This is a genomic window from Bacillus paralicheniformis (genome assembly GCF_001042485.2).
Classification (GTDB): domain Bacteria; phylum Bacillota; class Bacilli; order Bacillales; family Bacillaceae; genus Bacillus; species Bacillus paralicheniformis.
On sequence record NZ_LBMN02000036.1, the window covers coordinates 113,017 to 131,568 of the forward strand.

Consider the following 18,552-nt stretch of genomic DNA (forward strand, 5'->3'; position numbering starts at 1 on the left):
TTGGTATGTACACGATTAAAGAAGAAATTGCGAATGCAATTACCCATGGGCTCGGCGTTCTCCTCTCCATACCCGCCATCGTATTTTTGGTGATATTTGCGATTCGCTACGGAAGTCCGGTGGATGTTGTCAGCTTTTCGATTTTCGGCGCTTCCATGCTGTTCCTGTATTTAAGTTCGACCCTTCTGCACAGCATTCAGCACCAAAAAACAAAAGATATTCTTGAGATCATCGATCACTCAGCCATCTACGTACTGATTGCGGGTACATACACACCGCTGCTCCTCGGACCTTTGAAAGGCACGCTCGGCTATACAATGCTTGCGGTCGTCTGGGGACTTGCGATTGGCGGAGTTGTATTTAAAATCTTTTTTGTGAAACGATTTATCGTGGTCAGCACGCTGGTGTATCTTGTGATGGGCTGGATGGCGATTATTGCGATCAAGCCGCTTTATACGGCCTTGACCGGAGAAGGATTCGCCCTGCTGCTCTTAGGGGGAATATTGTATTCTGTCGGAACGATCTTTTATTTATGGAGAAAGATCCCGTATCATCATGCGATTTGGCACACCTTCGTACTCGGCGGCAGCGCCTCCATGTTTTTCTGCGTGCTTTTCTACGTGGCAAAGGTGCCGTTTATATCATAAACGGCGAAAACCAGGCTCCCATAAAGGAAGCCTGGTTTTTTTATGCCCGAAGCTGTTTGTTTTCGGTTAGGACGTATGCCGGGTAGATCGTCAAGTCGATATCAGCAGGTCTCAGCCTCTTGAACAACTTGCCTTTCTTCATGTCTTCCGTACCGGCTGTTTCGACTGCAACGATCGGAATGCCGAGCTTTTTGGATAAAGATTTGTAATCGAGCCCGTCATCTTCAGACAGAATAAAGCTTTGGCCTTTCCTGACGATCTCTTCCACTTTTTCAAGTGATGCTTCCTTGTCGGCGCTTTTTTTGACCGCGGCCATTTTATTGAGCCAGCCGCTGAGCAGCGGATAACGAAAGGCGCGCGGATCAGCAAAAAACGAAGCCGTTTTATCAAGGTGTCCGAGCAGCACGGCGAGCTCTGACAGGCCGAGCTTTGGATGCACGTAAAGGACGGGGCCAGCCGGGGATCTTCCATTCTGATGGATGGAAACGGTCGAACCGGTTAAGCCGATGCACCCCCGTAAAAAAGCTTTCGGCTTATCAAAGACAGCTTCCATCTGATTGGCGTACGAAAGGCGCGGGTCAAGTGTCTGTAGCGCCTGCAGGAGCTTGATATGCTTGATGAACATATAGGCCGAATACATCCATAAAAAACAATAGCGAAACATGAAAATCCTCTCCTCTATCCTTTTCTTTGATAAACGAGGAATTCGTAGTCATATGGATTTTTGTCATCTTTCAGGCCTTTCCGCCTCGAAACGATTTCCCACTCAGCTTCGCTGAATTCAGGAAAATACCGGTCCCCTTCAAAGGTTTCATCGATTTTTGTCACATACAGCTTGTCCGCAAAAGGCAGAATCTCCGCGTACAGTGTTGAACCGCCGATGACAAAACATTCTTCGTTTTTGTTTTTCGCAAACCGCACCGCTTCTTCTGCCGAGTGCATCACCTGACAATTCGGAATATCCAGTTCTTTATTGGATGTAACGATGATGTTCTCCCGGTGAGGCAAAGGTTTGCCGATGGATTCAAACGTCTTTCTCCCCATGATCACGGCGTGTCCTTTCGTCACCTCTTTAAAATACTTCAAATCCTGCGGCAGATGCCATGGCAGATCATTATCTTTGCCGATCAGGCGGTTTCTGTCCATGGCGGTAATCAATGAAATCATTAATTTAAAGCCCCCTTATGATGTTTGTAGCGAAATAATGCCGGATGATGCTCATCTCTTTGTGTGATCATCTGTGAACATGATGCATGAAGATGGAGGTTAAAGCTGTGATGAGAGGAAACCTTTCTTCGAGGTTTTCATTCTGATCAGGCCGCCCGAATGCATTGGTGTCATTCCCCGTTTTGTTCAATTCCGGTTCTCTAACATATGACGGGATATATCCGCATGATGTTTCATTTTTTTCATCCTTTTGTAGTGTATCTTGTTTAACCTTTCGAAAACAAGACATTTTTCGGGAAAAGACATAAAATATCGGCATAAAAAAACCCCGCCTGATGGCGGGGAGGGCGAGGTCTTTCAACGGCTTTTCGCAACGCTCTGTCCGTCTGTTCTCTCTTCATCCTCAAGATCCTGATGCGAATGGGCAATTCGGCTTGCAGCAGCTGCCGCCAAGGCAGCGACGATATCATCAAGGAACGTGTGAACCTCATCGTCCGGACAGTCGTCCAGTTCTTTAATGATGCCGAACTTTTCTTTATCCAGATAGCCGAAGTTCGTCAAGCCGATCGAACCGTAGACGTTTACGATGGAAAGCGGAATAATCTCGTCGATCCCGTAAAGGGGTTCATCCGTTTCGACCAAATATTGAAGCGGTTCAGGCAATAGCTTTTTCTCGGCAAGCTGGTCAAGCGCTATCCCCGTTAACACGGCATGAACGATTTCCCTTTTGTTTAAGACCTTTTCGACATTCTCAACGCATACAGCAAGCGACAGATCAGGATGGTATTTTTCCTGCAGCTTTTGTACGATCAGTGCAATATCCTCAATCGTAACCCCGCGCTCATTCAGCATATTTTTCGTTAAGTGCACCATTTCATTCATCGTATACTTCTTCATCTGCATCAATCTCCTTTAGTGGCTCATCCAGTTAGGCGGTGTATTGCGGTCCCAGTATATGCTTCCGAGATCGTGATGTTTTTGAAAGCCGTCTTCGGCAGTATGATAATGAAAGTTAAACCAGTACCCTTTATGCGGCGGCTTGTCCCTGCGCACATGGAACCTCAGCACATCCTCCCCCGTTTTCCGGTTGTAAACGTGGAAGATTCTCTCCGACTTCCCCGCCGTCGGCGTTTTGGAAATGACAAGATCCTGGTAAGCGTCATTGTCCTGCATTGTCATGAGATGGCTGACGATGATCTCCTCGACCTTTGGAAGCACTTCTTCCCTGTACTCGTCTTCGATGACCGGCGATATCCTGCTGCCGAATTTTACGAATGACAGATCTTCTGCTTCATTGAGCAGTTCATCCTTGTAGCTGTCAAATGAAGATTTGGATTCGCCGTCTTCTTCAAGTTCGGGCTCTTCCTGCTTTTGATAAACAGCTGTATACCCGGATTCTTTCATGCTCTGATGCTCCTGCGGCTTGTCCGCCATTAATGCCGCAGGAGGAGATACAAGGCCGAACGTTGCAATTGTAAATAATGTGACAAGCGCTTTTCTCATCCACATCTTCATGACTGGTTAGTCCCCTTTTGGATCGCTTTCTCGTTTTCTCTTATTCTATCATAGGTTGAATTTTCAGTCATTCATAAAGTGACGGTGCAAATAAACAAAACGCCTTTTCTTTTGGCGATAAAACGTTTACAATCAAAGATGAAAATTCCAAAATTGGGAGTGATCGTTCATGATTGAAGGTCTTTTTATAACCGCTTCATTGATTACCCTCGCTTATTTTATCGTCATGGAAATCGCAGATTAAAAAATCCCAAGGTATATACCTTGGGATTTCATTTTTCGAGAACACCGTAATGAAACAGGGCCGTTTTGCGTTTTTTTACGCGAAATCCGTATTTTTCGAAGCGCGGACTTTTCCAGTGGTCTTTCAGGACCACTCTTTTTCTGGCGACCCGAAGTGCTTCATTTAAAGCACCGTCAAGCGTAAACTCGGAATGCGCCCACTTTCTTAAAGGGGCGATGCCGTTTGATTCTTCGATTCCATCATCAAACATCGGGTCAAAGTAGACGATATCTGCTGAATCATCATCAACCTCCAGCAGATATTCAAAGCTGTCGCCAGAATGAACCCGAATCCTTTTCATCGCCTGATCCAAAGCGTCAAGGCCTGTCTCCCACGATTGAAGCCCCGCCTCGACAAGAAAAGCGAGGAGCGGGCTTTTTTCAATTCCGCACACCTCACCTTGTTCGCCAGCGGCAAGGCTTGCAATGATGGCGTCTGATCCAAGGCCGAGCGTACAATCGAGCAGCTTGTCTCCCGGTTCAACTTGTGCAGCTTCGACAAAAGGATCCGGTTCGCCTCTTAACATGCGCTTCGCCCGGAACATCGCAGAGTTCGGGTGGAAAAAGAACTTTTCGCCTTCTGAATGATACAGCTCGAAGCGCTCTTTTCCAACCACGAGAACATCTTCCTGCTCTGTCTCCCGGATTTGGCGAATCGGCCGTTTTCTCCGTTCGGAAAAGCGGGCGCCGAGCGTCCGGCTGATTTTTTCCGCCGTTAAAACCGTGTTTTCAGTCGGTCTGTAGCTTGTTGTGACAATCATGTTTTTCTCCGTAAAAAATGCCCTTCAAAGGGCATTTTAGCAATGTTTTTCAAAAGCGTCCGTAATATTTTTCATAATCTCCGTCATTTCACGGCCTTCAATCTGTTCACGAGGAATGAAATGAACGACTTCTTTGCCTTTCAGCAGTGCCATTGAAGGTGAAGACGGTTCATATCCTTCGAAGTATTCCCTCATTTTCGCCGTTGCTTCGCGGTCCTGTCCGGCAAAGACTGTAACGGTCTCATCAGGCCCGTTTTCGCTTCCGGAGACGGCCTGAACGGCTGCCGGTCTCGCCAGCCCTGCGGCACATCCGCAGACTGAATTGACGACGACGAAAGTCGTGCCTTCTGCACCTTCCATGAATGTCTCAACTTCTTCCGCGGTCGATAACTCTTTAAAGCCGGCCTGCACCAATTCCTGACGCATCGGAAGAACGAGCTGGCGCATGTATTCTTCATAAGCTGTTGACATATTAAAAAGCCCCCTCTATAAACCTTGACTACTGATGTCAAGGATACTACAGCGGGGGCTGAATTTCAAACACCGGGCGAAAAAACCGCTAGATTTTCATAATGCCGCCGGTATTGGCAGATGTCACCAGCTTTGAATACCGGGCGAGATAGCCCGTTTTCACTTTCGGTTCAAATCCGGGCCAGTTTGCTTTTCTTTTTTCCCATTCTTCATCGGAGATTTCGATGTTTAAAATCCGCTTTTCGATATCGACAATGATATGGTCGCCGTTTTCTACGAAAGCAAGCGGGCCGCCTTCGGCTGCTTCCGGCGAAACGTGGCCGATCGAAAGACCGCGGGAGGCTCCGGAAAAGCGGCCGTCGGTAATTAAAGCAACTTTCGGACCGAGGCCCATTCCGACGATCTGCGAAGTCGGTGCAAGCATTTCAGGCATTCCCGGTCCGCCTTTAGGACCTTCATAGCGGATGATGACGACATCTCCCGCTTTTACTTTACGGTTGATGATGCCGTCAAGCGCTTCTTCCTGTGAGTCAAAGACAACCGCAGGTCCTTCATGGCGGGTAATCCCGTCTTGGACGCCGCCGGTTTTAATGATCGCACCGTCAGGCGCCAGGTTGCCGAACAGGACGGCGAGTCCGCCTTGCTCTGAAAACGGCTGATCGATCGGATGAATGACCTCGTAATCTTTCACTTCGCGCCCGGCAATATTTTCGCCAAGCGTTTTTCCCGTTACGGTCAGCGTATCCAAGTGAAGCGCGCCTTCTTTTTTCGACAGCTCGTTTAAGACTGCTGATACACCTCCAGCTTCATGCAAATCTTCAATAAACACATCGGAAGCCGGCGCAAGCTTTGATAAATGCGGAACCCTTGCCGCTACCTCATTGATCCGTTCAAGCGAGTAGTCGACCCCCGCTTCATTGGCGATCGCAAGCGTATGAAGGATCGTATTCGTTGATCCGCCGAGCGCCATGTCTAAAGCGAACGCGTTGTCGATCGCTTTTTCGGTCACGATGTCGCGCGGTTTAATATCCGACTTGATCAACTCCATCAGCTGGCGGGCCGACTGTTTGGCAAATTCCCTGCGGTCGGGCGATGTCGCCAAAATGGTGCCGTTGCCCGGCATGGCGATGCCAAGAGCTTCAGAAAGGCAGTTCATCGAGTTGGCCGTGAACATACCCGAGCATGATCCGCATGTCGGACAGCCGAACTGTTCAAGCTCCTCAAGCCCTTTCTCATCGATTTTGCCTGATTGATAAGCGCCAACGCCTTCAAATACAGAGGAAAGCGAGATTTTCCGTCCGTCGCTCGTTCTTCCCGCTTCCATCGGCCCCCCGCTGACAAACACGGTCGGAATATTGATCCGCATTGCTGCCATGATCATACCCGGCGTGATTTTATCGCAGTTTGGAATACATACCATTCCGTCAAACCAGTGCGCTGATACAACCGTTTCCACTGAATCGGCGATGATTTCGCGACTCGGAAGAGAATATCTCATTCCGATGTGCCCCATCGCAATTCCGTCGTCGACCCCGATTGTATTAAATTCAAACGGAACACCGCCGGCCTCTCTGATCGCCTCTTTGACGATTTTTCCAAACTCCTGCAAATGGACATGACCCGGTACGATATCGATATATGAGTTGCAAACGGCAATAAACGGTTTGCCGAAGTCCTCTTCTTTTACCCCAGCCGCGCGCAGCAAACTGCGGTGCGGCGCTCTGTCGATCCCTTTTGTAATCATGTCACTGCGTAAACCTGTCATCGTGATCCTCCTAAACATCTTCGTATTTACATTCTATATTTTCTGAATATTCAGTTTTAAAAAACTGTCTGCTAACCGCTTGCCGGACTGATCCGCAAGATGACGGCTGTTTTGATCTTCATCTGTAAATCATTCCCCATGAATCAGAACCTCCACATTCCATATGATTGCTAACTACTATATATATTTTCAGCGTGTTTTTCAACAATATTCGAAATATTTTTATAGAAAAAGTGATATTTTATAACAAGACGCGTGACTTTTTTCAAAATTCCCGGATGGATCGCCGCTGCAGAGCGAAGAGCTTAAGGCATAAAAAAAGACGCTGTTTCCAGCGTCCTTGTCAGCCGTCTTTTTTGCGGCTTTCCGTCATTTGCTTCCATACGGAGCCTTTCGCTTCTTCACCGTATTCGATCCGTTCGACCGCCATTTTGACTTGAAGGCTGACTTCAAATTCGGGATCGTTTTCAGCTTCTTTTAAAGCGGGAAGCGCGCTCTCATCGCCGACTTCGTACAGAAACATGGCGGCTCTCCAGCGCACAAGCTTGCTCGGGTCCTTGAGCGCTTTGATCATTGCCGGAATCGCTTCCGGGTTTCCGATGTCTGACAGACAATCACCGGCTGTTCTTCTGACCGTGATCGTTTTGTCTTCGAGTGCTTGATATAAAAGAGGAAGCACCGCAGGCGTTTCGATCATGCCCAAATAAACGACAGCAAGTCTTCTGATCGATGTTTTCGGGTCATTGAGCGCTTTTTCGAGTACTGGAATGTCCTTTTCATCCGGATCCATTTGTTCAAGATGGGCATAGCGTTTTTGCCAATCTTCCTCATCCATCATTTCAAGCGTTACCCGGTAAGACTTTCGCTGCACAGCCGCGCGTTTATCCTCAGCATCGCTTGATGCGGCTGATTCCGTCAGCTTCCGCAGGCGCTCCTCATCGTAAGCCGCCTCAAGCTCTTCCGTTACTTCACGGCCGATTTCTGAAAAATCGCCGAATCTGACGCCTTGCTCTTTCCAAGACCGTTCGAGCACGACGTTGGAAGACGCGGTTTTAAGCTTCAAGATCGCTTCTTGGAAACGTTCCGGAAGGCCGAAGCGCTCCTCGCGCTCGCCGTCGGTCAATTTCACCTGCATCGGTATCCCGCTGAACATTTGCACGAAGACTTTAACTTCGCCAAACGATTCTTTTTCTTCGGAACGGCCCCCCGCCTCTTCGGCTTCGTCCATTCCGAAAGCAGCACGCACCGCAGGGAGGATGTCTTTCCAGTCAAATCTCGCATTGCGCTCGACAGCGATAAAATCGGCCACATGGTAGACGCCTTTTACTCCCTCTATGTTTAAAACCTCTTGGATGACGGGAGGCGCGCCTTCCGCATGGTCCTTTTTATAATTATTGCTTTTTCCGCCCGGCAGTTCTTCGGTCAAAATCACCTTCATTGTATTCGGGCTCGGTGTCGGTTCTATCGATTTAATTTTCATCATTGTCCCCCTCTGTTAAAAGATCCGGTCTTATTCTACCATAACCCCCGGCCCTGATCTATCAAGGCGGCTTTCTCCGGAGAAGGCGCATTCATTTTCCAGTTCGCCGAGAAATTCGAGCATCAGCTGATGCCTTTTTTCTGCGAGCATCCTTCCCGTCTTTGTATTCATCAAATCTTTTAAAAGGAGAAGCTTCTCGTAAAAGTGGCCGACAGCAGTAGGCGCATTGGCGCTCCCGTAGAGGAGATGACCCTTTGCCCCTGCATACATCAAAGCCCTGGCGATCCCGACGGCGCCGATCGCATCAAGCCGATCGGCATCCTGAACTGCCATACCTTCTTTTGAAAGGCGTTCGTCTTTATATTTTCCCTGTCTCTGAATGACATTCTTGTGATGATGGCAAGAATCCCGTCAACCGTTCCAGGATCGACCTTCCAGTCTTCTGAGAGGCGCCTTTTCAACTCATCAAGCGGAACCCGGTGTTCATCGTCCAGCTTTACATCAATCATATCGTGGAGAAGGGCGGAAGCTTCGGTCACAAACAGGTCTGCACCCTCTTCTTTTGCAATCTGAAGGCTTATGTTCCGAACCCTTTCGATATGCAGCCAGTCATGTCCTGTCCCTTCGGCTGCGAGCTTTTTTCTTACCCATTCGGACATCAAGCAGATCTGTTCTGTTTGTTCCTGATTCAGCCCAGCCATTTCTGAATGGCCTCCTCCATCTCCTTTGGATTGGTTTGCGGTGAAAAACGCTCAACGTTCTCCCCGGTTTGATCAACGAGAAATTTTGTGAAATTCCATTTGACCGCTTTTGTTCCAAGCATGCCCTTCGCCTTGTTCGTCAAGTGGCGGAACAGCGGGTGGATTTGATCTCCTTTTACATTCACCTTCGAAAACATCGGAAACGTGACCCCGTAGTTTACGCTGCAAAATTCTTCTATGCTCTTTTCATCGCCAGGCTCCTGATTCATGAATTGGTTGCTGGGAAAGCCCAGAATCTCAAGCCCCCGGTCTTTATATGTTTCATACAAGTCTTGAAGCTGTTGATATTGGGGTGTAAATCCGCACTTTGAGGCCGTGTTGACGATGAGAAGCACTTTGCCTTTATACGGCCGCAGTGTCGTGTCCTCGCCTTTAATCGTCTTGACGCTGATATCGTAAATGGACATGACGGTCCCTCCTTTTTAGAATAAACCTTTGGCCCTGCCGTCTTCACCGACATCCATTTTAAGTGCAGCAGGATGTTTCGGCAGCCCGGGCATTGTTAAAATGCTGCCAGTTAAAGCGACGATAAATCCCGCGCCCCTCGATGGTTTTAATTCACGGACGGTGATGCTGAAACCTTTCGGCCTGCCAATTTTCTCCGGATCATCTGATAAAGAATACTGAGTTTTGGCCACGCATACTGGCAGCCCGTCCAATCCGTTCTTTTTCAATTCCAGCAGCTGCTTTTTCGCCTTTTCGGTAAACTCTACCCCCTCGGCTCCATAAACGGTGCGGGAAATTTTGGCTAATTTGTCTTCGATCGAGTCGGTTAATTCGTATAAATAGGAAAAATGATTGTCCTTTTGCTCCATGACATGAATGACTTCCCTTGCCAGGTCAATCCCGCCTTTTCCGCCTTCTTCCCAAACATTGCACAGTGCAGCCGGATGCCCGTTGTCCCTGCACCAGCCAAGAACCGTCTCAAGCTCATCCTCCGCATCGTGGACGAACCTGTTGACGGCCACAACGTACGGAAGACCGAAGGCGTCTATCGTTTCGATATGCTTGGCAAGGTTTGCGATTCCGCTTTTTAATGCGTTTACGTCTTTTTGCTTCAAATCGGCGAGAGGCATTCCGCCGTGCATTTTCAGCGCTCTTACGGTGGCGACGATCACGACCGCTCCCGGGGTGAACCCGCCGGCTCTCGTTTTGATGTGCATGAATTTTTCCGCACCCAAATCCGCGCCAAATCCCGCTTCAGTCACGACATAATCAGCCAGTTTCGCCGCCGTTTTAGTCGCGATCAAACTGTTCGCCCCGTGTGCGATGTTTGCAAACGGGCCTCCGTGGACGAGCGCCGGTGTTCCTTCAACAGTCTGAACAAGGTTTGGTTTGATGGCATCTTTTAACAGGAGAGCGAGCGCTCCTTGAACACCGAGCATGCCGGCCGTCACCGGCTGTCCGTCAACAGTGTAGGCAACGATCATTGCTGCCAGACGTCTTTTTAAATCGGCCAAGTCTCTGGCCAGGCATAAAACGGCCATGATTTCCGATGCGACAGTAATGTCAAAGCCGTCTTCCCGGGGAAATCCGTTCGCTTTTCCGCCTAAGCCGACAACGGTTTCGCGCAGCGCCCTGTCATTGAGGTCAAGCGTCCTTTTCCAGACGATTTTTCTAATATCGATGTTTAATTCGTTTCCCTGATGAATATGATTGTCTATAAAAGCCGCCAAAGCGTTGTTCGCAGCTGTGATCGCATGCATATCTCCTGTAAAGTGAAGATTGATATCCTCCATCGGCAGAACCTGGGAATATCCTCCTCCGGCAGCCCCGCCTTTCAGTCCCATTGTCGGACCGAGTGAAGGTTCCCTCAGTGCAACGATCGATTTTTTGCCAATCTGCCAGAGCGCCTGGCTCAATCCGACGGTGACAGTCGACTTCCCTTCGCCGGCCGGGGTCGGGTTGATGGAGGTTACCAAAATCACCTGTCCATCGTTTTTTTCTTTTAAACGCTCAAAAATTTTTAAAGAAATTTTCGCTTTTGTGCAACCAAAACACTCTATTTCATCGTCATTTATATTGAGCTTCCGTGCAATTTCGGCAATCGGTTTTAATTCCGTGCTTTGGGCGATTTCTATGTCTGATAGATGGGATTTCATTTGCAAGAGGATCCTCCTTTTGGTTCATCACACGATGATTTTCCATATTTTTCACACACTTCTTTCATTGTAACACAATTCACACATTGAAATATCGCCAAAAAGTTCCTATAATGAAGAAAAATCAGCGGAGAAAACCGGAGGTGGCGTGTTGCCTATCAACATACCTATCAATTTGCCAGCGAAGCAGATTCTTGAAAGTGAAAATATTTTTGTCATGGATGAAAAACGGGCTTTTCATCAGGACATCAGACCTTTAAATATTGTGATTCTTAATCTGATGCCGCAGAAAATCAGGACCGAGACACAGCTGCTCAGAATGCTCGGAAATTCTCCTTTACAGGTATATTTCACTTTTTTAATACCGTCTACACACACGCCAAAACATACACCAAGGCAGCATTTGGAACAGTTTTATACAACTTTTTCTTCGATCAGGGACAAAAAATTTGACGGCATGATCATTACCGGCGCGCCGATCGAGCACCTGGAGTATGAGGAAGTGTCCTATTGGAAAGAACTTCAGGAGATTTTAGAGTGGAGCAAAACGCATGTCACGTCAACGCTTCACATCTGCTGGGGAGCGCAGGCGGGGCTTTATCATCATTACGGAATTCGCAAAGTCAAACTGCCGAAAAAAACATTTGGCGTTTTCGAACACAGAATAATGGAGAAAAATGAAAGACTGGTCAGAGGCTTTGAAGAGTTCTACTATGTCCCGCATTCAAGGCATACAGATATAAATATGGATGACCTAAAAGCCGTTTCTCATTTAAAAGTGCTCAGCGTATCCGATGAAGCGGGCGTCTGTTTAATTGCTTCAAAAGATGAAAAACAAGTTTTTTTAACTGGACATCCTGAGTATGATACAGATACTCTTAAAGAAGAGTATGAAAGGGATTTGGCCAGAAACATGGACATTGATCCGCCGGTGAATTATTTTAAAGACGGGCCGGACGGCGCTTCGCCTGTAAACCGCTGGAAAGCCCACGCGACTCTTTTGTTCATGAACTGGCTGAATTATTACGTTTACCAGGAAACACCGTACGAGTGGAAATGAAATTCTCATGCCCTGGTCTGATGCAAGACATTCAAAATGTGTTAAAATACTGTTGGGTTAGTCTTCCATAAGGGGGTTCGGCTTGGCCGCGAAAGCAGGAATAATAAGGAACCCAGTGCTTTCCTGCCGATCCATACTTTAAAAATACCTTAATTTTTGTTCTTCATTTATAATTAAAATAATATTTATGGTATGGTATGTGTGGACATTGACTCCTGTTTTTTTACCATTTTAGCTCTTGCTGTTTGAATTAATTGAGGTGAATATGCTTGAATACCAATAAAAATATATTAATTTTGACTGCAAATTACGGAAATGGCCATGTTCAAGTAGCCAAAACGCTCTACCAAGAGTGCGAACGGCTCGGTTTTAAGAATGTAACTGTTTCGAATTTGTATCAAGAATCAAACCCGATTGTGTCAGAGATCACACAGTATCTCTACCTGAAAAGCTTTTCAATCGGTAAACAGTTTTATCGCCTTTTCTACTATGGGGTCGATAAAATTTACAATAAAAGAAAGTTTAATATTTATTTCAAAATGGGAAATAAACGGCTGGACCAACTGGTTAAAAAACATCAGCCAGACATCATCATCAATACGTTTCCAATGATTGTCGTACCCGAATACAGACGGAGAATGGGAAAAGTCATTCCGACCTTTAACGTCATGACGGATTTCTGCCTTCACAAAATTTGGGTCCACGAACACATTGACAAATATTACGTAGCCACTGATTATGTGAAGGAAAAACTGCTCGAAATCGGCACTCACCCGAGCAATGTCAAGATCACGGGTATTCCGATCCGCAGGCAGTTTGAAGAAGAAATGGACAAAGATAAAATCTACGAGAAGTATCAGCTGTCTCCCGACAAGAAGATATTGCTGATCATGGCAGGCGCACACGGGGTTCTTAAAAACGTAAAGGAACTGTGTGAATCTCTGGTAACGAAAGAGGATGTTCAAGTCGTCGTCGTGTGCGGAAAAAATACGATGCTGAAATCTTCACTGGAAGACATTGAAGCCCTTTATCCAAACAAGCTGAAATCACTCGGTTATATCGAAAGAATTGACGAGCTGTTCAGGGTGGCTGACTGCATGATCACAAAGCCGGGCGGAATTACCTTGACGGAGGCCACGGCAATCGGCGTTCCCGTCATCCTTTACAAGCCTGTTCCCGGGCAGGAAAAGGAAAATGCCCTGTTCTTCGAAGACAGAGGAGCTGCCATCGTCGTCAACAGGCATGAGGAAATTCTTGAATCAGTCTCCTCCCTTTTGGCTGATGAGAAAAAGTTAAACGAAATGAAGAAAAACATTAAAAACTTGCATTTATCCAATTCATCAGAAGTCATCCTGACGGACATTATCGAGCAGTCTGAAATCATCATGAACAAAAAACAGACTGTCCGGGCGCTGTCCTAAAAAAGCCCGAGTCAAAAAAACACTTGCCCTGCAAGTGTTTTTTTCGTTTAATATTAAGATTCCGAGTAATAAACTTCTTCAAACGGCTGCACAACGACAAACCCGTTCCCTGAAAACTTCATTTGGATCGATTCCCCGCTTCCCCTGCCGATGAACGTCTTAAAAGATACATCTGTCACAAATTCAGGCTGAAGGCTTCCAGACCAGGCAACCGTTGCGTTTGGATCGGTATAGACTGGGCTTTCCGGGGTTACGATCAAAGTGAGCGGTTCGTAATGGCTTGTGATTGCAGCCATTCCAGTTCCCTCAAGCTTAATGTTAAACAATCCGCCGGCCAGCATGCCGGAAATTCTTTTCATCAGTTTGATGTCCCAATGGATTGATGGCTCAAATGCGAGCAGATCGTGCCCGTTCACAAATATGGAGTCCCCCTTCAAGTTTAAGATGGAGATCTTCTTTCCTTGATCAGCAAGGTACACCTTTCCGTTTCCTTCCGCTTTCATCAGTGCAGCCCCTTCTCCGCTGAACACTTTTTTCACCATCCGTCCAATTCCGTGTTCAAATACCCCTTCACGCTTAAATTTGACTCTTCCCCTGTAGGAAACCATCGAACCGGCCTTTGCCCACACTTTTCCATCGAGATTAACTTCCAAGAGACGGGGTGTTTCCATTTCAAACAGCCCCTCCCCTTTGTCTTCCTGCTGGGTTTTGGATACAAACTCATCAACCGAATAACGGTTCATCTATAAACACTCCTCTTCGCATTCCTGATATTGGTTTTATTATATACGGGCTGACGCTTAAAATGTTTCGTCCACTTTGCGAAAAATAATGATCAATAACCAGAAACTGAAAACGATTTCAAAGAAATTCCTTAAAAAAGCATTAAAGTTCATTTTTTTCTCTTGACAGCTTGACGAAGCCTCCATAGATAGTGTATAGTGAAACCATCATTTAGCAGAACACCGTTAGATGATGAAAATTTTTTTTAGCACATTGTGCTACAGTACTAGGAGGATTAAGCAATATGCAAAACGGTAAAGTAAAATGGTTTAACAATGAAAAAGGCTTCGGCTTCATCGAAGTTGAAGGCGGAGACGATGTATTCGTTCATTTCACTGCAATCGAAGGTGACGGATACAAATCTCTAGAAGAAGGACAAGAAGTTTCTTTCGAGATTGTTGAAGGTAATCGTGGACCTCAAGCATCTAACGTTGTAAAGCTTTAACAAAATCAAGACAATTGAGACTTCAAATAAGAGGAGAGGCATTTTTTGCCTCTCCTATTTAATTTTCAGCTGAATTTCGATTGCCAGTATATTTTGCTTCAACCTTTGCTCGATTTCCTCAATGTTCTTCTCGAGAGATGGACGCCCCTTTTTCGCGATATCAACGAGCTGTTCAAGATCTTTATATACCTCCACAAATGTCTTGTGAAGAACGGTTTGCAGTTCATTGCTTTCCACTGTTCCTCAGACTCCTTTTTTTCATGATTACCTAAATTAGTAATAAAGACTTATATTTTTTAGGTTCAATAGTTATATCGGATTAATTTTACTTTATTTTTTCTATTTCACACATAAAAATGCCTTTTTTAGAAAAAATACTTGTCGGAGGTGTATGATCATGAACTCAGAACATCGCGATGATCTTGTAACGGGATTTAATCAGCGCAAGCAGCTTGAAATAGCCGTAGAAACCGCCCAAAAGACGACGGGAATGGCGACGAGGCAAAAGAGCTCCACTTTGCTGAAATCGGCGTATCAATCCATCGAAGACGCCAGACAGCTGTCACAGGCTGAGGAACTATCCGCCCTGGATGAAGACTTCTTAAACGAACAGCTCAACATCTTAAATGATTGCCAGCACCAGCTTGACGAATCACAGCATTAAAAAAACCGCGTTCAGCGGTTTTTTTAGCGCGGCCCAAGGATGATGGTTTATTGGGGGGATCAATTTTTGTTTGTCAGCACGTCTCCATAGGTTCGGAGCTTTTCTCCGACCGTGCATTTTGAAATGCAAAATGCGTGGGCATACGTTTTTCCGTATTCTTTTCTGAAGTGTTTTTTAATGAAGCACCCTTCACAGTAGGTGTCCTGCAAATGTGTGAGTTCCTTAAAGATCTCTTTCTTATCCAAAACGTTCATCTCCGTTATTCATCTAGTTTGATTTGGCTTTCCACAATGGTATGCTCAAGCATTTTTTTTGCGAGCTGATCCGCTTCCTTGTTGTCTTTGCGGCTGATTTGAATATAGGTGGGCGTTAGCTTTAATTTTTGAAGCTGGCTCTCGATTCTGTCCAGCCATTTCGAATGAACGGGGTCATAGCATGGCCAGTTACCTTCAAGCTGGTTCAGCACGACGAGCGAATCCCCTTTTATGACGACAGAGTTCCTGCTTGCCCCAAGGTCTCTAAGCTCTTTAACGGCTTCGGAGAGAGCCGCATATTCCGCCTCGTTATTCGTTGTCAGCCGAAAGCTCTTATTCTTTCTCAATCGGTACCGGTCCCCGCCGAGGGAGTAATATATCACAATGCCTAAACCAGCGAGCTGACTTTCTTTATCATAGCTGCCGTCAAAATAGACGGTGATCTCATCCGGTTCAGCCGCAAGTTCTTCTTTCAGCTTTTCCAGCTCTTTCAGAGTCCAAAAGCTGCCCTTCTCATCTTCAAACTCAAGTTCAGTGACATACGGACTTTGAGAAAGCTGACGCCCAGCCGCCATTGCCTCTTTCATCTCGATCCATTCATCAGCTGTAAAAGGAATGGGTGAAGACCCTTTAATCTTGATTTTCATACCTGCTCTCAGTTTCACAAAATCACCTTTATTCAAATTATGGCTTGTTATGCTATAATCAAAACAGTTTATTCAGAAAGGAAGTACCCGTTCTTGTTTAACGAAATATTATGGATTAGTTTTGCGATCATTAATTTTATCATTGTTCTCTTCTTTTTTAAACGATTTGGCAAAACCGGTTTATTTGTCTGGATCGGTTTTGCGACAGCCGCCGCCAATATCGAGGTGGTCAAAACGGTCGAGCTGTTCGGGTTGACCGCGACACTCGGCAACATCCTGTACGGAAGCGTATTTTTTGCGACTGACGTCATCAATGAAAGATACGGAAAGGAAGAAGCGAAAAAAGCCGTTTCAATCGGTTTTTTCATTCTGATTGCTTTGACGCTCGTCATGCAGGGAGCGCTTCTGTTCAAGCCGCATCCGGAAGACATTGCACAGCCTGCGCTGGAGACGATATTCGGCTTCTTGCCCCGTGTGGCGCTCGGCAGCCTGCTCGCCTATATCATCAGCCAAACGCTTGATGTTTATGTATATTCGGGAATCAGAAGGTTATTTCCTTCCGATCGGGCACTGTGGCTTCGCAACAGCGGCAGCACAGCCCTAAGCCAGCTGCTCGATACATTGATTTTTACAAGCGTCGCATTTATGGGCGCTTATCCGCTGAATGTCTGGATTCAGATTTTCATCACGACATATGTCTTGAAATTCGTTGTCGCCGTTTTCGCAGCGCCGTACGCTTATGCCGCTAAAAGAATCACCCCTTTGGATGAAAGGAGCGGAAACAATGCCGATTGAGGTCTATATCGACGGAGCAAGCGCGGGTGATCCCGGACCGTCCGGACTTGGCATTTTCATCAAAGACGGTCAGAAGACCGAGTCCTTCTCCCTTCCCGCCGGCTTACTGAGCAATCATGAAGCGGAATTCAAGGCGCTGATCGAAGGAATGAAGCTGTGCGCCGAACGAAACTACCGGATCGTTTCGTTTCGGACCGATTCGCAGATCGTCGAGCGCACGGCGGATTTGGAGTTTGTCAAAAATCAGGCATTTAAGCCTTATCTGGATGAAATCATCCGCTTAAAAAACGATTTTGATTTATTTTTTATCAAGTGGATTCCTTCGAAGTCTAACCAGGCGGCTGACAAGCTTGCGAAAAAGGCGATATTGCTGAATCACCCCGAGTAAAATCCATTCCCGCTGCACATCATAACGAGTGAGGTGGTTCATGTGGAAAAACAGCATTCAGCAGGAAGAGGCCGCCTGACAGGCGGTGTCACGCCCCAGGGAGATATTGTATTAAACCGGGATAACCGGCATACAGACCCAAAAACCGAGCTTGAAAACCGGGCGAAAAAAAGCAATACAAAACATTAGAGAGATCGGTTATCCGATCTCTCTTTTTTCGAATTTCACCAGCAGCGGTTCGATTCCCCGTATTTGATGAAGTCTCAGCATCGCTTTCGCCCTGTCATGCATCAAGGTGAAGTCTGCGTCGTCCAATGAGCAGGAAAGCGGTACATCGCATTTGATTTCTGCAAGGATTCTGGACAGCTTCAGGTCTTCAAGACATTCGGTTATTTTCGTCTGCTGACCCTTTGTCAGCTGTCCGATGTTTTCCAGCAGCCGGTCAACAGTCGAATATTCCTTAATCAGTTTGTAGGCCGTCTTTTCGCCGATGCCTTTTACACCCGGGTAGTTATCGCTTGTATCACCCATCAGCGCTTTGATGTCAATCAAAGCCTTCGGCTCGACACCGGTCTCTTCACTGAATGATTCTTCCGTGTATACTTTATAATTGCCGATTCCCTTTTGTAATAGGGCGACTTTAACATTGACTGTTAAAAGCTGAAGCAAATCTTTATCACCGGTGACGATCGTGATCTCCGCTTCTTCGCTGAACATCGCTGACAGCGTGCCGATGCAGTCATCGGCTTCATAGCCCGCAATGCCGATATTTAAAATCCCGAGCTCTTCCGCCGCTTCCTTTGCCATGTCAAATTGCGGTATCAATTCTAGAGGCGGCTCGCCGCGATTCGCTTTATAGTCCTTAAATAAATCGTTGCGGTACGTTTTGCTTCCCATGTCCCAGCAGCAGACGACATGACTCGGTTCAAACGCAGACACCGCGGTTAACAGATGCTTTAAAAAGCCGTGAACCCCGTTCGTCGGCACCCCTTTGTCATTCAGCATAAAATTGCGGTGCACCGCAGTCGCAAAAAAAGACCGGAATAATAAAGCCATCCCGTCTACAAGCAGCAGCTTCTTGTTCATTATGGAAACTTCCTTTCATCATACAATGCACTTATTGTACCACAGGAGCAAAAATGAT

General features: G+C 46.6%; 23 protein-coding genes and 1 pseudogene. 8 read left to right on the forward strand and 16 right to left on the reverse strand.

Annotated features, from left to right (window positions below; genetic code table 11):
• Positions 1–5: 5 nt before the first annotated feature.
• Positions 6–647: a PAQR family membrane homeostasis protein TrhA gene (trhA, locus tag ACH97_RS19480; RefSeq protein WP_020451876.1), complete on the forward strand. Its 642-nt coding sequence runs from the start codon at positions 6–8 to the stop codon at positions 645–647.
• Between the two features lie 40 nt (positions 648–687).
• Here trhA and ACH97_RS19485 read toward each other — a convergent pair whose 3' ends face one another.
• From ACH97_RS19485 to ACH97_RS19540, 11 genes and pseudogenes are all read right to left on the reverse strand, one after another.
• Positions 688–1,311 (reverse strand): acyltransferase YpkP, encoded by a 624-nt coding sequence (locus ACH97_RS19485; protein WP_020451877.1) that lies wholly within the window; start codon positions 1,309–1,311, stop codon positions 688–690.
• A 14-nt stretch (positions 1,312–1,325) separates the two neighbouring features.
• A complete protein-coding gene (locus ACH97_RS19490; RefSeq protein WP_020451878.1) occupies positions 1,326–1,814 on the reverse strand; it encodes a dihydrofolate reductase in 489 nt (162 codons plus the stop codon).
• 357 nt (positions 1,815–2,171) lie between these two features.
• Complete coding sequence (locus tag ACH97_RS19500; protein ID WP_025811261.1) at positions 2,172–2,711, reverse strand: phosphatidylglycerophosphatase A family protein; 540 nt, start codon at positions 2,709–2,711, stop codon at positions 2,172–2,174.
• A gap of 15 nt (positions 2,712–2,726) precedes the next feature.
• The gene (locus ACH97_RS19505; RefSeq protein WP_023857393.1) at positions 2,727–3,329 is read right to left on the reverse strand and encodes a YpjP family protein; all 603 of its coding nucleotides are present in this window, start codon (positions 3,327–3,329) and stop codon (positions 2,727–2,729) included.
• A gap of 272 nt (positions 3,330–3,601) precedes the next feature.
• Complete coding sequence (locus ACH97_RS19510; protein ID WP_048350157.1) at positions 3,602–4,372, reverse strand: class I SAM-dependent methyltransferase; 771 nt, start codon at positions 4,370–4,372, stop codon at positions 3,602–3,604.
• A 36-nt stretch (positions 4,373–4,408) separates the two neighbouring features.
• A complete protein-coding gene (locus ACH97_RS19515; protein WP_025811259.1) occupies positions 4,409–4,843 on the reverse strand; it encodes a BrxA/BrxB family bacilliredoxin in 435 nt (144 codons plus the stop codon).
• Positions 4,844–4,931: 88 nt separating this feature from the next.
• A complete protein-coding gene (gene ilvD, locus ACH97_RS19520) occupies positions 4,932–6,608 on the reverse strand; it encodes a dihydroxy-acid dehydratase (protein ID WP_020451884.1) in 1,677 nt (558 codons plus the stop codon).
• A 343-nt stretch (positions 6,609–6,951) separates the two neighbouring features.
• The gene (locus ACH97_RS19525; RefSeq protein WP_026579412.1) at positions 6,952–8,088 is read right to left on the reverse strand and encodes a conserved virulence factor C family protein; all 1,137 of its coding nucleotides are present in this window, start codon (positions 8,086–8,088) and stop codon (positions 6,952–6,954) included.
• Positions 8,089–8,118: 30 nt separating this feature from the next.
• A pseudogene (locus ACH97_RS19530) lies at positions 8,119–8,789 on the reverse strand (HD domain-containing protein).
• Positions 8,777–9,256 carry a glutathione peroxidase gene (locus ACH97_RS19535; protein WP_020451887.1) on the reverse strand — a complete coding sequence of 160 codons (480 nt, stop codon included), beginning with the start codon at positions 9,254–9,256 and terminating at the stop codon, positions 8,777–8,779. Before ACH97_RS19535 ends, ACH97_RS19530 begins: the two are co-directional and overlap by 13 nt.
• A gap of 15 nt (positions 9,257–9,271) precedes the next feature.
• On the reverse strand, positions 9,272–10,951 hold the full coding sequence (locus tag ACH97_RS19540) for a formate--tetrahydrofolate ligase (protein ID WP_048350165.1): 1,680 nt from the start codon (positions 10,949–10,951) through the stop codon (positions 9,272–9,274).
• A gap of 151 nt (positions 10,952–11,102) precedes the next feature.
• Here ACH97_RS19540 and metA point away from each other — a divergent pair, with 151 nt between their 5' ends.
• Both metA and ACH97_RS19550 read left to right on the forward strand, forming a co-directional pair.
• Complete coding sequence (gene metA, locus ACH97_RS19545; protein WP_048350158.1) at positions 11,103–12,011, forward strand: homoserine O-acetyltransferase MetA; 909 nt, start codon at positions 11,103–11,105, stop codon at positions 12,009–12,011.
• 269 nt (positions 12,012–12,280) lie between these two features.
• A complete protein-coding gene (locus ACH97_RS19550; RefSeq protein ID WP_020451890.1) occupies positions 12,281–13,432 on the forward strand; it encodes a diglucosyl diacylglycerol synthase in 1,152 nt (383 codons plus the stop codon).
• 53 nt (positions 13,433–13,485) lie between these two features.
• Here ACH97_RS19550 and ACH97_RS19555 read toward each other — a convergent pair whose 3' ends face one another.
• The gene (locus ACH97_RS19555) at positions 13,486–14,175 is read right to left on the reverse strand and encodes an AIM24 family protein (RefSeq protein ID WP_020451891.1); all 690 of its coding nucleotides are present in this window, start codon (positions 14,173–14,175) and stop codon (positions 13,486–13,488) included.
• 284 nt (positions 14,176–14,459) lie between these two features.
• Between ACH97_RS19555 and cspD the strand changes: the two genes are divergently transcribed.
• On the forward strand, positions 14,460–14,660 hold the full coding sequence (gene cspD, locus ACH97_RS19560) for a cold-shock protein CspD (protein ID WP_003230776.1): 201 nt from the start codon (positions 14,460–14,462) through the stop codon (positions 14,658–14,660).
• A gap of 54 nt (positions 14,661–14,714) precedes the next feature.
• Here cspD and ACH97_RS19565 read toward each other — a convergent pair whose 3' ends face one another.
• Positions 14,715–14,897, reverse strand: coding sequence for a hypothetical protein (locus ACH97_RS19565; protein ID WP_003182837.1), 183 nt, complete (start codon positions 14,895–14,897; stop codon positions 14,715–14,717).
• A gap of 160 nt (positions 14,898–15,057) precedes the next feature.
• On the opposite strand from ACH97_RS19565, the gene ACH97_RS19570 reads away from it, so the two are divergent.
• The gene (locus ACH97_RS19570; protein WP_020451892.1) at positions 15,058–15,324 is read left to right on the forward strand and encodes a DUF2564 family protein; all 267 of its coding nucleotides are present in this window, start codon (positions 15,058–15,060) and stop codon (positions 15,322–15,324) included.
• Between the two features lie 59 nt (positions 15,325–15,383).
• Here the strand turns inward: ACH97_RS19570 and ACH97_RS19575 are convergent, their stop codons facing one another.
• On the reverse strand, positions 15,384–15,569 hold the full coding sequence (locus ACH97_RS19575) for a zinc-finger domain-containing protein (protein ID WP_003182841.1): 186 nt from the start codon (positions 15,567–15,569) through the stop codon (positions 15,384–15,386).
• A 14-nt stretch (positions 15,570–15,583) separates the two neighbouring features.
• The gene (locus ACH97_RS19580; protein WP_229030001.1) at positions 15,584–16,225 is read right to left on the reverse strand and encodes a reverse transcriptase-like protein; all 642 of its coding nucleotides are present in this window, start codon (positions 16,223–16,225) and stop codon (positions 15,584–15,586) included.
• A gap of 93 nt (positions 16,226–16,318) precedes the next feature.
• Here ACH97_RS19580 and ACH97_RS19585 point away from each other — a divergent pair, with 93 nt between their 5' ends.
• Genes ACH97_RS19585 through sspL form a run of 3 tightly spaced genes read left to right on the forward strand, consistent with a single transcriptional unit; the run spans position 16,319 to position 17,597 of the window.
• Entirely contained in the window at positions 16,319–17,020 is a 702-nt protein-coding gene (locus ACH97_RS19585; RefSeq protein WP_023857402.1) for a queuosine precursor transporter, read from the forward strand.
• Positions 17,010–17,408 carry a reverse transcriptase-like protein gene (locus ACH97_RS19590; protein WP_020451895.1) on the forward strand — a complete coding sequence of 133 codons (399 nt, stop codon included), beginning with the start codon at positions 17,010–17,012 and terminating at the stop codon, positions 17,406–17,408. The genes ACH97_RS19585 and ACH97_RS19590 overlap by 11 nt, the downstream gene beginning before the upstream one ends.
• Positions 17,409–17,450: 42 nt before the next feature.
• Positions 17,451–17,597: a small, acid-soluble spore protein L gene (gene sspL, locus ACH97_RS19595; RefSeq protein ID WP_003182847.1), complete on the forward strand. Its 147-nt coding sequence runs from the start codon at positions 17,451–17,453 to the stop codon at positions 17,595–17,597.
• 9 nt (positions 17,598–17,606) lie between these two features.
• Here the strand turns inward: sspL and ACH97_RS19600 are convergent, their stop codons facing one another.
• Positions 17,607–18,494, reverse strand: a complete 888-nt coding sequence (locus ACH97_RS19600) for a 5'-3' exonuclease (RefSeq protein ID WP_020451896.1) — start codon at positions 18,492–18,494, stop codon at positions 17,607–17,609.
• Between the last annotated feature and the right edge of the window lie 58 nt (positions 18,495–18,552).

What these genes read in the sequence shown, in the direction of transcription:
- ACH97_RS19485 (WP_020451877.1), bottom strand. Translation starts at nt 1,311, where the DNA reads ATGTTTCGCTATTGTTTTTTATGGATGTATTCGGCCTATATGTTCATC.
- ACH97_RS19525 (WP_026579412.1), bottom strand. Translation starts at nt 8,088, where the DNA reads ATGAAAATTAAATCGATAGAACCGACACCGAGCCCGAATACAATGAAG.
- ACH97_RS19590 (WP_020451895.1), top strand. Translation starts at nt 17,010, where the DNA reads ATGCCGATTGAGGTCTATATCGACGGAGCAAGCGCGGGTGATCCCGGA.
- ACH97_RS19570 (WP_020451892.1), top strand. Translation starts at nt 15,058, where the DNA reads ATGAACTCAGAACATCGCGATGATCTTGTAACGGGATTTAATCAGCGC.
- ACH97_RS19500 (WP_025811261.1), bottom strand. Translation starts at nt 2,711, where the DNA reads ATGAAGAAGTATACGATGAATGAAATGGTGCACTTAACGAAAAATATG.
- ACH97_RS19540 (WP_048350165.1), bottom strand. Translation starts at nt 10,951, where the DNA reads ATGAAATCCCATCTATCAGACATAGAAATCGCCCAAAGCACGGAATTA.
- ACH97_RS19505 (WP_023857393.1), bottom strand. Translation starts at nt 3,329, where the DNA reads ATGAAGATGTGGATGAGAAAAGCGCTTGTCACATTATTTACAATTGCA.
- ACH97_RS19580 (WP_229030001.1), bottom strand. Translation starts at nt 16,225, where the DNA reads ATGAAAATCAAGATTAAAGGGTCTTCACCCATTCCTTTTACAGCTGAT.
- ilvD (WP_020451884.1), bottom strand. Translation starts at nt 6,608, where the DNA reads ATGACAGGTTTACGCAGTGACATGATTACAAAAGGGATCGACAGAGCG.
- ACH97_RS19515 (WP_025811259.1), bottom strand. Translation starts at nt 4,843, where the DNA reads ATGTCAACAGCTTATGAAGAATACATGCGCCAGCTCGTTCTTCCGATG.
- ACH97_RS19535 (WP_020451887.1), bottom strand. Translation starts at nt 9,256, where the DNA reads ATGTCCATTTACGATATCAGCGTCAAGACGATTAAAGGCGAGGACACG.
- ACH97_RS19490 (WP_020451878.1), bottom strand. Translation starts at nt 1,814, where the DNA reads ATGATTTCATTGATTACCGCCATGGACAGAAACCGCCTGATCGGCAAA.
- ACH97_RS19510 (WP_048350157.1), bottom strand. Translation starts at nt 4,372, where the DNA reads ATGATTGTCACAACAAGCTACAGACCGACTGAAAACACGGTTTTAACG.
- ACH97_RS19600 (WP_020451896.1), bottom strand. Translation starts at nt 18,494, where the DNA reads ATGAACAAGAAGCTGCTGCTTGTAGACGGGATGGCTTTATTATTCCGG.
- cspD (WP_003230776.1), top strand. Translation starts at nt 14,460, where the DNA reads ATGCAAAACGGTAAAGTAAAATGGTTTAACAATGAAAAAGGCTTCGGC.
- trhA (WP_020451876.1), top strand. Translation starts at nt 6, where the DNA reads ATGTACACGATTAAAGAAGAAATTGCGAATGCAATTACCCATGGGCTC.
- ACH97_RS19555 (WP_020451891.1), bottom strand. Translation starts at nt 14,175, where the DNA reads ATGAACCGTTATTCGGTTGATGAGTTTGTATCCAAAACCCAGCAGGAA.